15 protein-coding genes and 1 tRNA gene are annotated in these 14432 nt (G+C 66.4%); 8 read left to right on the top strand and 8 right to left on the bottom strand.

Translation table 11 applies throughout. From position 1 onward, the window contains the following. Positions 1-221 precede the first annotated feature (221 nt). The gene (locus ACRVY7_RS07325) at positions 222-1538 is read right to left on the bottom strand and encodes a diacylglycerol/lipid kinase family protein (protein WP_431816577.1); all 1317 of its coding nucleotides are present in this window, start codon (positions 1536-1538) and stop codon (positions 222-224) included. Further along, positions 1538-2539: a DMT family transporter gene (locus tag ACRVY7_RS07320; protein WP_431816576.1), complete on the bottom strand. Its 1002-nt coding sequence runs from the start codon at positions 2537-2539 to the stop codon at positions 1538-1540. Before ACRVY7_RS07320 ends, ACRVY7_RS07325 begins: the two co-directional genes overlap by 1 nt. On the opposite strand from ACRVY7_RS07320, the gene ACRVY7_RS07315 reads away from it, so the two are divergent. Next, the gene (locus ACRVY7_RS07315; RefSeq protein WP_431816575.1) at positions 2538-3944 is read left to right on the top strand and encodes an aminotransferase-like domain-containing protein; all 1407 of its coding nucleotides are present in this window, start codon (positions 2538-2540) and stop codon (positions 3942-3944) included. The genes ACRVY7_RS07320 and ACRVY7_RS07315 overlap by 2 nt on opposite strands. On the opposite strand, the gene ACRVY7_RS07310 is transcribed toward ACRVY7_RS07315, so the two are convergent. Then, positions 3941-4813, bottom strand: coding sequence for a DUF559 domain-containing protein (locus ACRVY7_RS07310; protein WP_431816574.1), 873 nt, complete (start codon positions 4811-4813; stop codon positions 3941-3943). The genes ACRVY7_RS07315 and ACRVY7_RS07310 overlap by 4 nt on opposite strands. Positions 4814-5158: 345 nt before the next feature. Between ACRVY7_RS07310 and ACRVY7_RS07305 the strand changes: the two genes are divergently transcribed. From ACRVY7_RS07305 to rplA, 5 genes are all read left to right on the top strand, one after another. Further along, a tRNA-Trp gene (locus ACRVY7_RS07305) sits at positions 5159-5231 on the top strand. Positions 5232-5269: 38 nt separating this feature from the next. Further along, a complete protein-coding gene (gene secE / locus ACRVY7_RS07300) occupies positions 5270-5746 on the top strand; it encodes a preprotein translocase subunit SecE (RefSeq protein WP_270483931.1) in 477 nt (158 codons plus the stop codon). 82 nt (positions 5747-5828) lie between these two features. Further along, positions 5829-6677 (top strand): transcription termination/antitermination protein NusG, encoded by an 849-nt coding sequence (gene nusG, locus ACRVY7_RS07295; protein WP_270483927.1) that lies wholly within the window; start codon positions 5829-5831, stop codon positions 6675-6677. 101 nt (positions 6678-6778) lie between these two features. Beyond that, entirely contained in the window at positions 6779-7210 is a 432-nt protein-coding gene (rplK, locus tag ACRVY7_RS07290) for a 50S ribosomal protein L11 (protein ID WP_005209147.1), read from the top strand. Between the two features lie 149 nt (positions 7211-7359). Then, on the top strand, positions 7360-8076 hold the full coding sequence (rplA, locus tag ACRVY7_RS07285; RefSeq protein ID WP_005209149.1) for a 50S ribosomal protein L1: 717 nt from the start codon (positions 7360-7362) through the stop codon (positions 8074-8076). 111 nt (positions 8077-8187) lie between these two features. Here the strand turns inward: rplA and ACRVY7_RS07280 are convergent, their stop codons facing one another. Both ACRVY7_RS07280 and ACRVY7_RS07275 read right to left on the bottom strand, forming a co-directional pair. Further along, positions 8188-9120, bottom strand: coding sequence for an alpha/beta fold hydrolase (locus tag ACRVY7_RS07280; protein ID WP_431816573.1), 933 nt, complete (start codon positions 9118-9120; stop codon positions 8188-8190). 69 nt (positions 9121-9189) lie between these two features. Beyond that, positions 9190-10761, bottom strand: coding sequence for an amino acid permease (locus ACRVY7_RS07275; protein WP_431816572.1), 1572 nt, complete (start codon positions 10759-10761; stop codon positions 9190-9192). Positions 10762-11025: 264 nt separating this feature from the next. On the opposite strand from ACRVY7_RS07275, the gene ACRVY7_RS07270 reads away from it, so the two are divergent. Next, complete coding sequence (locus tag ACRVY7_RS07270; protein ID WP_231894108.1) at positions 11026-11982, top strand: L-lactate dehydrogenase; 957 nt, start codon at positions 11026-11028, stop codon at positions 11980-11982. A 37-nt stretch (positions 11983-12019) separates the two neighbouring features. On the opposite strand, the gene ACRVY7_RS07265 is transcribed toward ACRVY7_RS07270, so the two are convergent. After that, on the bottom strand, positions 12020-12343 hold the full coding sequence (locus ACRVY7_RS07265) for a transcriptional regulator (protein ID WP_431816571.1): 324 nt from the start codon (positions 12341-12343) through the stop codon (positions 12020-12022). Further along, positions 12340-12801 carry a hypothetical protein gene (locus ACRVY7_RS07260; RefSeq protein ID WP_431816570.1) on the bottom strand — a complete coding sequence of 154 codons (462 nt, stop codon included), beginning with the start codon at positions 12799-12801 and terminating at the stop codon, positions 12340-12342. Before ACRVY7_RS07260 ends, ACRVY7_RS07265 begins: the two co-directional genes overlap by 4 nt. Positions 12802-12954: 153 nt before the next feature. Between ACRVY7_RS07260 and ACRVY7_RS07255 the strand changes: the two genes are divergently transcribed. Continuing rightward, positions 12955-13791 carry a DUF2786 domain-containing protein gene (locus ACRVY7_RS07255; RefSeq protein ID WP_270483917.1) on the top strand — a complete coding sequence of 279 codons (837 nt, stop codon included), beginning with the start codon at positions 12955-12957 and terminating at the stop codon, positions 13789-13791. A 10-nt stretch (positions 13792-13801) separates the two neighbouring features. Here the strand turns inward: ACRVY7_RS07255 and ACRVY7_RS07250 are convergent, their stop codons facing one another. Then, positions 13802-14395 carry a hypothetical protein gene (locus ACRVY7_RS07250; protein WP_431816569.1) on the bottom strand — a complete coding sequence of 198 codons (594 nt, stop codon included), beginning with the start codon at positions 14393-14395 and terminating at the stop codon, positions 13802-13804. Positions 14396-14432: the final 37 nt, after the last annotated feature.

The raw sequence follows: 14432 nt of genomic DNA, 5'->3' as shown, positions 1-14432 counted from the left end.
TCGACCAGCGGGTGGGGCTCGGCCGGGTGGTCTCGACAGGCTCGACCAGCGGGTGGGGCTCGGCCGGCGGGTGGGCGCTCGGCCAGCGGTGGTCTCGACAAGCTCGACCAGCGGGTGGGGCGCTCGACCAGCGGGTGGGCGCTCGGCCAGCGCTGGTCTCGACAGGCTCGACCGGCGGGCGAGGCGCTTGACCGGCGGTTGGGCTCGGCGCGCGGGAGTGGTCAGGCGGCCTGATGGGTCGCCACGTGGACCGGCTGCCCGAGCGCGATGCGGAAGAGGGCGCGCACCGAGTCGAGTGCGCCGTCGGGCACGTCGGCCGACGGCGAGGCGCCGGGGTGCTGGCGGGCGATGCGGGCGCGCAGCACCTGGTGGCGGATCTCGAAGCGCACGGGCGCGGTCAGTGTTGCGGCCTCGCCGTCGATTCCCGCGTTGAGGTCGGTGTCCGAATCGATCTCGAACGTCGGCGCCACCCATTCGCTCCAGAGGTGTTGTAGCCGTGTCGAACCGGGACGCGACGTCGGGTCGGCGATGACTGCGACGCCGAGCAGGCCGTCTTCGATGCTCGGGCGGGTACCCGATCCGATGATGTGCCCGAGGCGATACTGGTTGTTGGACACCATGATTGCGGCGACGGACTCGTGTTCTGTGCCGTTGGGGTCGTGCCAGGAGACCGATGGCTGGTCGGCATTGGGTCCGAGGACCTGCGACGCGACGTCGAGCAGCGTTTTGGCTTTGGCGTTGCGGTAGCTCTCGCGTTGGACGGCCTCGCCGTAGACGCCGAGCGAGACGTTGTTGACGAAGACCTGTCCGTTGACGACTCCGAGGTCGACGCGACGTTCGCCGCCTTCGACGAAGGAATCGAGGGCTCCGACGGCGTCGTCGCGGTCGACGCCGACGTCGAGTGCGAAGTGATTGCGGGTGCCCGACGGGATGCACGCGTACGGCAGATCGTGCGTCGCCGCGACGTCGGCGACGACCGCCTGCGAACCGTCGCCGCCCGCCATCGCGAGTGCGTCGGCGCCGTCGGCGATGGCGCCCTCGGCGAGGGCTCGCAGATCGTCGCCCTTGACCAGTTCGATGGTCCGGTAACCCCGACGTTCAGCTTCGTCGGCGAGGTGGAGGCGGTCGGCTTTGCCGTCGCCGGAGCGTCGGTTGTAGATGAGCACGGGAGCACTCGGGGGTGCGACGATGGGCAACGGCACCGAGACGCGGAACGCTCGCGACGCCGCCGCGATGGCGATCGCGAACAGCGCGATCACGACGAGCGTGCCGATCAGCAGCCACCAACTGCGCAGCACGACGATGACGATGGCGACCACAGCCAGGATCACCGCGATGACCAGTTCGGCGAGGCGTCGGTTCCCGATATTGAACAAGCCGTCGACGGCCAGTCCCGCAGCGACGAGCAGCAGCACCAGCGCGATGAGTCCGACGGGGAATTGCTTGCCCGCCGAGACGATGGCGATCACCACGCCGAGAGCGCCCGAGGCGAGCGAGAGGATGGCAAAACCGCGTCGTTGTCCCGCAGATTGTGTCATCAGCTCACGATACGCAGCCGACGAACAGTGAGGCGGGACATCGGGCTGCGGCGCACGGAACTGTCGCGGGATCGACTCCTGACAGTGAACGCAGCGCAGGCAATCACGGCGATGCCACCGGCCACGACCCCGAGCGAAACCCCCTCGTGCAGCAGCAGCGCGCCCCACGCGACCGAAAGGACGGGTTGGACGAGTTGCGTCTGACTGACGACGGTCATCGGCCCGATCGCGAGTCCGCGATACCAGGCGAAGAATCCGAGGAACATGCTGACGGCACTGAGATATCCGAACGACGCCCATTGCGACGCGCTGATGTCAGTCGGCGGTTGCAGGTGGATCGAGCGGGCAGAGACCATCGCCATGACAGGCAGCGCGAGCACCAGCGCCCAGCAGATCGTCTGCCACGCGCCGAGTTCGCGCGCGAGAATGCCGCCCTGGGCGTACCCGACCGCGCCGAGCACCACGGCGCAGAGCAGGTAGACGTCGTCGATTCCGCTCGACGACGCGCCGCCGTGCGCGAGGAGCGCGAACGTGACCGTTGCGATGGCACCCGCGGACGCACCGATCCAGAACCGCACGCCGGGACGTTCGCGGGTCAGCGTGACCGCGACGACGGCGGTCATCGCGGGAAGCAGTCCGACGATCACCGCGGCGTGGCCGGAATCGGAGTGTTGCAGTGCCAGCGACGTGAACAGCGGGAATCCGACGACGACGCCCGCGGCGACCGGGAGCAGGCGAAGCCACTGCCGGGCGGTGGGGAAGCGGGTGCGCGTGACTCCGAGCGCGATGACGGCCAGCGCTGCCGCGACGACGGCCCTGCCGCATCCGACCAGCAGCGGGTCGAGTCCTGCGTCGCCGCCGGAACCGACGGCGATACGGGTCAGTGGCACCGAGAACGAGAACGCGGCCACCCCGACGAAGCCCCAGACCAGACCGCTCGACGGTGCCTGGTGCGATAGCGGCCTCGAACCTGGTGCGATAGCGCTACTATTGTCTCTCATGTTTGACGATAGCAGCTCGCGGATCGCGCAACACCTGAGATTGCTCGCCGAGCGTGAGCAGCCGGGATCGAGACTGCCGTCGACGCGTGCGTTGGCCAAGCAGTTCGGGGCCGGTCCGGTTACGGTCCAGCGTGCTCTCGCGGCGCTGGTTGCCGACGGTATCGTCGAAACACGCTCGGGTGAGGGGACATTCGTTGCTTCTCGACGTTCCGCCCCGAGGCGCGACATCGGGTGGCAAACCGCAGCGCTCGGGCCGGAACGTTCCGGAATCCCCGCAACAGGGTCGACGCTGCGGATGGTCCCGCACGACACCATCGCCATGCACGGCGGATACCCCGACGACGAGCTGCTACCGCAAGAGCCAGTCGCGGCCGCTGTGCGTCGTGTGTCGCGAATGGCTGAGGCATTCACGCGACCGCCTGTCGCGGGCGTTCCGGAGTTGCGTCGCTGGTTCGTGAGCGAGCTTGCCGGGGTCGAGGGCGGTGCCGGCGGTTGGCGTGACTCCGATGTCGTGATCACCTCGGGCGGGCAGGCCGCGCTCGCCGCGACGATGCGGGCGATCGCCGCTCCGGGCGAGGCGATCGTGATGGAGTCGCCGACCTACTGGGGTGCGATCGCGGCGGCGCGCCAGGCCGGTCTGGTGATCGTTCCCGTCGCGCGCACCGGGGGCGCACCGAGCGCCGTCGACCTCGACACCGCGTTCGCGACGTCGGGTGCGCGCGTCTTCTACGCCCAGCCCAACTACGCCAACCCGACCGGCGAGCAGTGGTCGGCGCAGCAGCGGGCCGAGGTGCTCGACGTCGTGGCGGCGCATCGGGCTTTCGTCGTCGAGGACGACTGGGCCCACGACTTCGGCATCGACACCGTGCCGCGAACACTCGTCTCCGCGGACGAGAACGGGCACGTCATCTACCTCAGGTCATTGACGAAGAGCATGTCGTCGTCGATCAGGGTCGCCGCGGTGATGGCGCGTGGGCCGGTGCGTCAGCGCATCGAGAGTGCTCTGGCGCTCTCCGACCTGTACGTGTCGCCGATCCTGCAGCTCGCCGCGCTCGACGTCGTGACCAGGCCCGCGTGGCGCACATCGCTGCAGCGGCTGCGACGCGGACTCGGTGCGCGTCGCGACGCTTTGCTCGACGCGCTGCGCGCCGAACCGTCGTTGACGGCCACGACACCGCCGGGCGGGTTGCACCTGTGGGTTCGGCTGCCGGACGTCGGCGCTGGGGACGTGCCCACCGACCCGGACGTCGTCGCCGCGCGGGCGCTGGCGCGCGGGCTGTCGGTAGTGGCCGGCCGCGAGTGGTTCCCGGCCGAGCCGACCGGACCGTACGTGCGACTCAGCTACGCCGCCGCGGCACCCGACCGCTACGCCGAGGCCGTCGAGATCCTCGCTGGGTCGTGTTAGGCAGCCGCTGCGGCGAGGGCGTCGAGAACCTGGCGGGCCGTGGCGTCGGGACGTCGAGTGATGTCGTCCCAGGTGAAGTTCAACATCCGCCAGCCGTCGGCGAGTAGGGCGTTGCGCTTGGTCCGGTCGCGTTGGAAGGTCTTGGCGTCGCGGTGGAACGCGAAGCCGTCGATCTCGACGATGAGTCGCGCGTCGCGGAACACGAAGTCGAGCAGGTACCCGAGGACCTCTGTGTTGGCCGTCCACCCGGTGATGCCGTGCGCGTCGAACAGTGCGGTGGCCGTGCGTTCGGCATCGGATCGCGCTCCGGACCGCGGTGCGTCGAAGAGTCGTCGAGCCTCGGGTGAACCACGACGACGCGGGTAGCGGCGTAGCGCGTCGTCGAGTTCGGTGATGGTGACGCGGTGGGTGAGGAGGGCGTTGTCGACGGTCGAGGTGTCGCCAGCGGCGGCGACGTCGAGCAGGGTGGTTGCCACCGACGCCACGCGCAGCCCATCGACCACGACGACGTCTGGTTCGTGCAGACGGCGATGCGTGACGAGAACGCCTGCCGACGCACCGGCGTGGCGGCCCTTGACCTGGGTGGCGACACTGATCTTCGACGGAAAAGCACTGGTCAGGCCGTGCCACCATGCGGCCGACGACCCGACGAGCACCGCGGATTTGCCGACCGATGCGACCGCGATCCGGACTCGTACTCGCGATGTGCGCGGATGGTCGACGGCGCGGAAGGTGGCCTCCGCCTCACGCACCCACGTGCCGGCGGAGAGTCGACGCTGCACCGAGTGCCTGCTGAGGCCGAGCGCTCGAGCCTGTGCGAGAGTGATGACGCCGTCGTGCGTCGACAGGTGCTGCGCGAGCGTGGTCATGCGATATCGGACGTGACGGGGCGCCCTGAGGTTCCATGCCGTGGGGTTCCACGCCGGCCGAAATCTTGCGGTTGCCCAGACGCGCGGAATCCGAGCGTCTGGGCAACCGGAAAAATTCGCGGATCGACGCAGGTCGGGATGGATCGGTACAGGAAGTGTTTTGGGTTAAGCGGGGCGGGTGTTCTACACTGAAGTGTCAGGTTTACCCTTGACTTGCGCGCCGCCCATAGGGTGGCGCGTTGGTTTTGTCGGCGACGGCCCATCGGTTTCGGATCGGTAGGCTGGTTCCGGCAGGTCGACCATGACCGGCGACTGCAGAACTCGCAAGAGTCGACGCAGTCGCAAAGGGGCGTAGCTCAACTGGCAGAGCAGCGGTCTCCAAAACCGCAGGTTGCAGGTTCAAGTCCTGTCGCCCCTGCCCTGGAGAGGGCACACGTTGACGAGAGGACCTCGAAGGTGAGCAAGCGAGATCGAGCGGCCCGCGCCAAAAACGACGGGCAGTCCAACGCCGCCGATTCGGCAGCGGAGGAGCTCGAGACCCGCGACGACGCCGTCGAGGACGCGGATGCCGCAGCCTCGGATGCGTCGTCGGACGATCTTCGTCCGAAGGGCAAGCGTTCGGGACGCGGTCGTCGCTCGTCGGCGAGTGCCGTCGACACGACAGATGGTGATGCGGATTCCGAAGGTGGATCCGCGGTCGCCGTCAAGGAACGCAAGGTAAAGAAGGCGTCCGAGCAGAGCAGCAATCCGTTTGTGCGGATCTGGGTGTTCATGCAGCAGGTCGTCTCGGAGATGAAGAAGGTCATCTGGCCTACGCGGCGCGAGACGATCACGTACACGATCATCGTGCTCGTGTTCGTGGTGGTGATGACCGCGTTCATCTTCGGGATCGACATCGGCTTCGCCAAGCTAGTTCTCTGGATCCTCGGCTGATTCGGGCTCACTCAGGTGAGCCCGCTCCCGACCGGGTCATCCGACGGACGACCAACTTCATGAAAGAGGAGCGTGGGCTGCAGTGAGCACCCCGGATAACGAGTTCGACCCGACCGACGCGGTCGAGACCGACGTCACCGACGCCGGGAGCGAAGCGACCGTGGACGAGACCGACGATCCGGGCACCGAGGCGCAGGTCGAGGCCGCACAGGACGACGCCGCAGCCGTCGACGGTGGCGAAGAGGCCGTCGAGCAGGCAGAAGCAGCCGAGGACGCCGCGGTTGATGCCGACGCTGCCGAAGCCGAGGAAGAGGTCGACCCCGCCGAGGAACTGCGCAAGCAACTGCGTCGCGCACCCGGTGAGTGGTACGTCATCCACAGCTATGCCGGTTACGAGAACAAGGTCAAGACCAACCTCGAGACCCGCGTGCAGAACCTCGACGTCGGCGATTACATCTTCCAGGTCGAGGTCCCGACCGAAGAGGTCACCGAGATCAAGAACGGCCAGCAGAAGAAGGTCAACCGCAAGGTGCTGCCCGGCTACATCCTGGTGCGCATGGACCTCAACGACGAGTCGTGGGGCGCGGTGCGCAACACCCCGGGTGTCACGGGCTTCGTCGGAATGACCAGCAAGCCGTCGCCGTTGAGTCTCAACGAAGTGCTGCAGTTCCTGCTGCCGCGCACTCCCGCGAAGAAGGCCACGGCCAAGGGCGCCGAGAGTGTCGAGCAGGCCGCAGCGGCCGCAACGGCGGTTGTCGAGGTCGACTTCGAGGTCGGCGAGTCGGTCACCGTCATGGACGGCCCGTTCGCGACGCTTCCCGCGTCGATCAGCGAGGTCAACGCCGAGCAGCGCAAGGTCAAGGTGCTCGTGTCGATCTTCGGTCGCGAGACGCCCGTCGAACTCGGCTTCAACCAGGTCGAGAAGATCTGATACCTGCCGAGAAGATCTGATACCTGCTCCGGACGGAGCAACACACAAGCTTCCACGCCTCCAGCGGACGTGGATCTGCAAGAAACAAACAAGGAACAAGGATGCCTCCCAAGAAGAAGAAGCTCGCCGGGATCATCAAGCTCCAGATCCAGGCAGGCCAGGCAAACCCGGCCCCGCCAGTGGGTCCGGCGCTCGGTCAGCACGGCGTGAACATCATGGAATTCTGCAAGGCGTACAACGCGGCGACCGAGTCGCAGCGTGGCAACGTCGTGCCGGTTGAGATCTTCGTGTACGAAGATCGCTCGTTCGACTTCAAGCTCAAGACCCCGCCTGCAGCCAAGCTGCTGCTCAAGGCTGCCGGTCTGCAGAAGGGTTCGGGCGAGCCGCACACCAAGAAGGTCGGCAAGGTCTCGATGGATCAGGTCCGCGAGATCGCCAAGACCAAGGCCGAAGACCTCAACGCCACCGACATCGACCAGGCCGCGAAGATCATCGCCGGTACTGCGCGATCGATGGGTATCACCGTCGAGTGAGCTTGCGAACTCGCGCAAGAATCACCGTCGAGTGAGCTTGCGAACTCGCGCAAGTTTGACCGTCGAAGGCTAAAAGCCGCTGAGTGGGAGGGCCGGCTCGGCCCACACACCACCAACCCGAATCATCAATACGGAGAAAGAACAGAGCAATGAGCAAGAGCAGCAAGGCCTACAAGGCCGCGGCCGAAAAGGTCGACAAGGACAAGCTCTACAGCCCGCTGGAGGCTGCTGAGCTGGCGAAGGAAACGTCGTCGAAGAACACCGATTCGACCGTCGAGGTCGCAATCCGGCTGGGCGTCGACCCGCGTAAGGCAGACCAGATGGTTCGAGGCACCGTCAACCTGCCTCACGGCACGGGTAAGACCGCCCGCGTCATCGTGTTCGCCGCAGGCGACAAGGCCGCCGAGGCCGTGGCAGCCGGTGCCGACGAGGTCGGCGCCGAGGACCTGATCGAGAAGATCCAGGGCGGCTGGCTCGACTTCGACGCCGCGATCGCCACCCCTGATCAGATGGCCAAGGTCGGCCGTATCGCGCGTGTCCTCGGACCGCGCGGCCTGATGCCGAACCCCAAGACCGGCACGGTCACCACCGACGTGACCAAGGCGATCAACGACATCAAGGGCGGCAAGATCAACTTCCGCGTCGACAAGGCAGCCAACCTGCACTTCGTCATCGGCAAGGCGTCGTTCGAGCCGAGCGCGCTCGCCGAGAACTACGGCGCTGCGTACGACGAGATCATGCGTGCGAAGCCGTCGGCCGCGAAGGGCCGCTACATCAAGAAGGTGACCGTCTCGACGACGACGGGCCCGGGCATCCCGGTCGACCCGGCCGTGACGCGTAACTTCACCGAGGCTCCTCAGGACTGAGAGCGTCATCTGTTGTAGCGCAACAGTTTCGAAGCCCCCGAACGCCAGTGGCGTTCGGGGGCTTCTGCGTTGGGACCTATCCGACGACGTTCCGCTGTCCGACGACGCCGCCTATCCGACGACGCGCTCGGCGAAGGCGATGATCTCGTCGGCGACCTCGTCGCGGATCGGTGGTTCGTTGTGTACCTCGTGCCGGTAGCCGGTGTAGATGCGGGTGCGCACGTCGGCGTGTCCGCTCGCGGCGAGCTGATTGCCGACGTGGTAGGCGCCCTCGCCGAAGTTGGCGACGGGGTCGGCGTCGCCGGCAAGGATGAGGATGGGCAGGTCGGAGCGGACTGTCGGATACCAGGTGTCGGCATTGACGGCGTCGTAGAGATCGACGAATCCGCGGATGAATCGCACGGACATGGGTGCGCCGAAGTTGTTGAACGGGTCGCGGGCGTGGTCGCGGACGACGCCCGGATCGCGCGCCACCCATGCCGTGGGGAAGGCGTCGGAGCCGAAGCGCGCGGTGAATCCCTCGAACATCTGGCCCGCGTACGTCTCCGTCGCTGTCGACGTCGGGTCGGACTCCGCGGCGAGTGCGTCGCGGTCGAGGACGTCGTCGATGCCGTGGATCTGGGCCGCGATGCCGCAGAGGATAAGGCCCTTGAGCCAGTCGCTGTCGTCGGACACGAGACCGCGCGCGATCATCGAACCCCAGGAGTGCCCGAAGACGACGTAGGGCAGGTTGGGGTAGAGCTCACGCACCTTGTCGCGCAGGGTGCGTTCGTCAGCCACCACGACCTTGTCGGCGTCGTCTCCGGCGTCTGCCCAGACTCCCGAGGTCATGGCCGTCTTGCCGTGTCCGGCGTGGTCGTCGGCGACGACGACGAATCCGGCGTCGAGCAGCTTGGTGATGAGCCGTAGGTAGCGGCGTGAGTGCTCACCGAGTCCGTGGACGATGTGGATGATGCCTCGCGTCTTGGTCGCGGGCTCGTAGACCCAACCGAAGATGGTGTCGCGACCGTTGGCCGACGTGAACTCGATTTCGTGAAGTGACAACGCTGTCCTCTTCCGACGGGCCGCGTGCGCGGCGTGACTGTGTCACTTCCGAGCTAATCACGCACCGCCTCAGACGTCGACGGGCGCGGCGTCGACCTGCTTGATCGGTCCGGTGAACCACTTCTTCACCGACAGGTGCCAGTAGCCGTAGAGCAGGATCAGTGCGCCGCCGACGAGCAGCGGGGTGTAGTTGACGTACTTACACTCGAAGCTCGCGTCCCACGGCATGCCGCCGAGCGAGGTGGGGAACATGGCGACGAGCGAGGTCAGCGCGATCTCGATGAGAGCGATCGGTGCGATCCACTTGTACTTGGAGCCGAGTGTCCACGAGCCGGCCTCGAACGAGTCTCCTGCCTTCCAGCGGAAGTAGATCGGGACCGCGAAGCACAGGTACAACCCGACGACGCCGATCGAGACAACCGCGTAGAAGGCGACGGGCACGGGTGCGCCGTTGATGTCGACCGGCACCAGAGCGGGCAGCGTGATGATCGCGGCGATGACGGCTGTCACGACAACGGCGTTGGCGGGCATGCCATTCGAGCGGACCTTGGACCAGAGTTTGTGGCCGGGCACGGCGCCGTCGCGGCTGAACGCGAACATCATTCGCGACGCACTCGTCTGGCACGCCGCGGTGCAGAAGAGCTGGCCCGCAGTGGAGATGATCAGCACGACGCCCGCCCATTTCGAGGTGAGTGCCTGGGTGAAGATCGTCGCGACGGCGCCGCCACCCTTGGAGACGCCGTCTGCGTCTTGGACGGCGAACAGGAAGCTGAGCAGCAAGATCCACCCGCCGACGGCCGAGTAGGCGATGGAACGCCAAATGCCCTGTGCCGCAGCGTTGGCCGCGCCCTTGGTCTCCTCGGAGAGATGGGCGGAGGCGTCGTAACCGGTGATCGTGTACTGGGTGAGGATCGCCGAGATGGGCAGCACGAACAGGATGAAGCCGAAGCCCGACGTCTTGCCTTCGAAGATGCCGCTGTTGTTGACGGTCTTGGCGAAGACGTCGGAGAAGGACGCGTGCTGATCAGGGAGCAGGAAGAGGATGAGAATGACTGCGGCAGCACCGAATACGTGCCACCAGACCGAGATGTTGTTGAGCATCGAGAGCAGGTGACCGGAAAAGATGTTGATCAGGGCTGAGCACGCCAGGATGATCAGGAAGATGACGAACACTCGGGTCAGGCTGTAGCCGTCGAGCCACGATTGGCTGAATGTGCCGATGGTGAGGTCGAGGAAGGTAGCTGCGCCATACGCGACCGAGGCCAGGATGGCGACGAGGCCGATGAGGTTGAGCCACCCGGTGTAGAAGCCCGCCTTGGCGCCGCCGAGTTTGGCTGCCCACCAATAGATTCCACCCGACGTCGGGTATGCCGAGACGAGCTCGGCCATGCAGAATCCGATCAGCAGGATGAAGATCGAGACGATCGGCCAGCCCCATGCGATCGCGGCCGGTCCGCCGTTGTTCCATCCGAGTCCGAACGACGTGAAGCAGCCCGAGAGGATCGAGATGATCGAGAACGAGATCGCGAAGTTCGAGAAACCGGACCACGAGCGGTGAAGTTCCTGGGTGTAGCCGAGTCTCGCGAGGTGGGCCTCGTCGTCGGAAAGATCCTCGGCAAGGGTGTCATGGCCTTCAGGCATGGGTGAGCTCCCCCGGTAAGTGATGGTGCGACGCCACGTTGCGATGCGCAAGACCAGCAGAACATAAGCTCTCCGTGGCGATTTCGCATGCCAGAAACGGACATCGCGACGAATTCATGAGTGTGATGGTCATACCCGTCGTGAAACGACGGTATGGACGGCGAGTGAAATGATCGGCGATCAGGCTGCGGGCGCGGCGTCGGCCGACGATAATCGGCACCAGGGGCAGGATTTCGGGGCAGCACGAGACACAGGCGGTTGAACGTGAGACAAGCCCGACCGAGCAAGTTGGCCATCATCGGCGCAGGCGCTGTGGGTACCGCCATTGCGTACGCGTCGTTGATCCGCGGTGTCGCGCGCACGATCGCGCTGATGGACATCAACACGTCGAAGGTGACCGCGGAAGTCCTCGACCTCTCGCACGGACTCGAATTCGTGCCGCGCGCCGACATCATCGGCGACGACGACGTGTCGGTCTGCGCCGACGCCGACGTCGTCGTGTTCACCGCGGGCGCGAAGCAGAAGCCCGGGCAGTCGCGGCTCGAATTGGCCGAAGCCACAATCAATCTGACGAAGAACATCCTGCCCGGTGCCATCAAAGTTGCGCCCAACGCGATCTACATCATGGTCACCAACCCTGTCGACATCGTGACCTACGCGGCGCTGAAATACAGTGGGCTGCCCAGCAATCAGCTGTTCGGATCGGGCACGGTGCTCGACTCGTCGCGTCTGCGGTTCCTCATCGCGCAGCACGTCGGCGTCGCGGTGCAGAACGTGCACGGCTACATCGTCGGCGAGCACGGCGACTCCGAGATCCCGCTCTGGAGTTCGGCGTCGATCGGCGGGGTGCCGCTGCTCGAGTGGAAGCCCCTGCCGGGTGGCCAGGCCATCGACGCACCGGCGCGCGAACGCATCCAGCACGAGGTGGTGCACGCGGCGTACAAGATCATCGAGGGCAAGGGCGCGACCAACTACGCCATCGGGCTCGCGACCACGCGCATCATCGAGGCGGTGCTCAACGACGAACACCGCGTGATGCCGATTTCGACCGTCACGGGCGGGTACGAGGGACTCGACGACGTATGTCTGTCACTCCCGACGCTCATCGACCGCAACGGCGCGGGCAGCCGACTCGAGATCAAGATGTCCGACGCCGAGCACGAGGGACTGATGAAGTCCGCCGAGACGCTGCGGGAGATGCAGGACAAGTTCGGGCTGTAGCGCCGCTCGGTGACTTCGGGGTCGGGCGCGGCGTGGTCTATTCCGTGCTGGCCTGTTGCACGCTGTCTTGTTGCGTGCCGCCGACGATGGCCTGGAGCGCGGCGACATGGCCGCTGAAGGCCTCGCGTCCGGCGTCAGTCAGGCGGGCTCGGACGCTGCGTCGACGGCCGGTGCTCGGACGTTCGGTGCTCACGTAGCCTGCGGATTCCAGGGTGGCGAGCTGCTTGGACAACGCTGAGTCGGACAGGGCGAGCCGTTCTTTGAGGTAGCCGAAATCGGCCCAATCGGCGGCGGCGAGGGTCGCGACGAGCGTCAGTCGGGTGCTCGGGTGGATCAGCTCGTCGAATTTCGGTGTGCTCACGCGCCCACTCGCCTGCGGATGTCGTCGAAGATCTGCGGTCCGCCGAAGCCGAGTATCGCCGCCACGAACACCGCCGCCCCGATGGACGGGTGCCGTGCGCCGTCGGCGTCGAGCACCAGTGCTGCCGCGACTGTGACGGCGACCGCGGTCAGCAGCATGCCGATGACGATCAACGGTATGCGACGATCGGCGACGCTGAGGGCGGGGCGCACATGCGTGCTTGCGCGTCGGCCGTCGAAGAGTCGGGATGCGATCGCCGAGTGCGCGGCGCCGAACGCGATGGTGGCGACGGTCGTGACCCACGGGGGAGCGAATGCGCTGATGACACCGAGAACGATCCATGAGGCGGCCATCGCCCACCAGTAGCTGCGGGGAAGGCCGAGGTCGTCGGCGACCCGGCGACGTGCGTCGTCGGCGGACCCGAGCGCCTCGCGCGCCTGGTCGGGGGTGATGTCCATGAGGGTCTCCTCGGTGGGAGGTCTTGGCCGTGGGTGCCGTGGGCTACTTTCCGTATAGGAAAGTAGTGTCTACTTTCCTACTGGGAAAGTCAAGGGATTCGAGAAATCCTGCGCGGAGTGGAACCAAACGACAGTCGATCTAGTCTGATCTGTATGCGCGACGACAAACTCCTCACCCGGATCGCGGGGTTGCTGCGGCAGGCCGAGAACACCGACAACGAGCATGAGGCCGAGACCTTCATGCAAGCCGCGCAACGATTGGCGACGTCGGCGTCGATCGACCTGGCGGTCGCCCGTGCGCACGATCCAGCGGCACGGCGAAAGACGACGCCGATCACCAGACAGGTCGCGATCGGCGAGACCGGAAAACGTGGATTGCGCACGTACGTGCAGCTTTTCGTCGCGATCGCGCGTGCCAACGACGTGACGGTCGACGTCGCGGGCAACAACACCTTCGTGCTGGCGTACGGATACGAGGCCGACATCGACACATGCGAGGCGCTCTACACGTCGTTGTTGATCCAGATGGTCGCGGCGAGCGACGGTTACCTGCGGTCGGGCGATTACCGGGGCGAGACGTCGGCGCGGGTGGTGCGCAAGGGGACGGGCTGGCGGTCGAGGAGAGTTGTCGAACGTAAACCGCTCGCCCCGATCACCGCACGGTTGAACTTTCAGTCGGCGTTCGCCGAGCGGATCGGCGTGCGACTGACCGAGGCACGTGACGCCGCACGGGAGGAGGCGGTGGCGCGTGACGACTCTCGCGAACTTCCCGCGGGCTCGACGTCGACCGCACTTGCGTTGCGCGACAAGGAACTCGAGGTGAGCAGCTTCTACAAGACCGAGTCGACGGCGCGCGGCACCTGGCGGCCGACGAGTGCGTCGTCGGGGTACTCGGAGGGCGCGCGTCAGGCGGGCGACCGCGCGGGGCGTCGGGCGAAGATCGGTGCCGATCGCGAGTTCGGTGCTGCCCGCGGGGCGCTCGAGGGCTAGGGTGCGCGCCTCAGCGCATCTCGCCCTGCAGTGCTTGGGTATAGCGCTCGTTCTGGGCCGCGTCGGTGCCCGCGGGAAAGGTCAGCACGAGGTCGACGACTTGGAAATCTCCCGGATGTGCGCCCGCGTAGAGCTGCGCGCGGCCGGTGCTCGGAAACTGCATGAGGATCACTTGATCGGACTCGACGGCACTGCTGCATCCGGCCGCCGGACACCGCGCGGCGGTCGCGTCGTGACGGCCGGTGACGGGCAGTCCGGTGGCGGCGATGCGGTCGAGCACCTGGTTGAGCTGGGCGGGGTCGACCGGGTTGTCGACGTACGACGTCGAGGGCGCCGACACCGTGGAGACCTCACCCGACGACGAACTGCAGCCGGTGAGTGCACCCCCGACGATCGCGGCGCCGACGATCGCGATCGCGGCAGACTTCCCGATGGTGTGCGAGCGCGGCGTCATCGCGTGGACTCCCTGCGTGTCGAAGTGCGAAGTGCTGACCTCGTCGAGCCTAGTCACGGCGGGGTCGGCCTCGGAATGTGCGGTCGCCGGGCGCGAAGGGTCGGGGAGCGTCGTGCCGCCGCGCCCCATCAGGTATCGACTTTGAAGCATGGGCCGATCAACTCGAGCTGCATTGAGAGAGCGGCGA

Source organism: Gordonia jacobaea (assembly GCF_965344965.1).
GTDB lineage: Bacteria > Actinomycetota > Actinomycetes > Mycobacteriales > Mycobacteriaceae > Gordonia > Gordonia jacobaea.
This window is presented reverse-complemented; position numbering and strand designations above follow the sequence as displayed.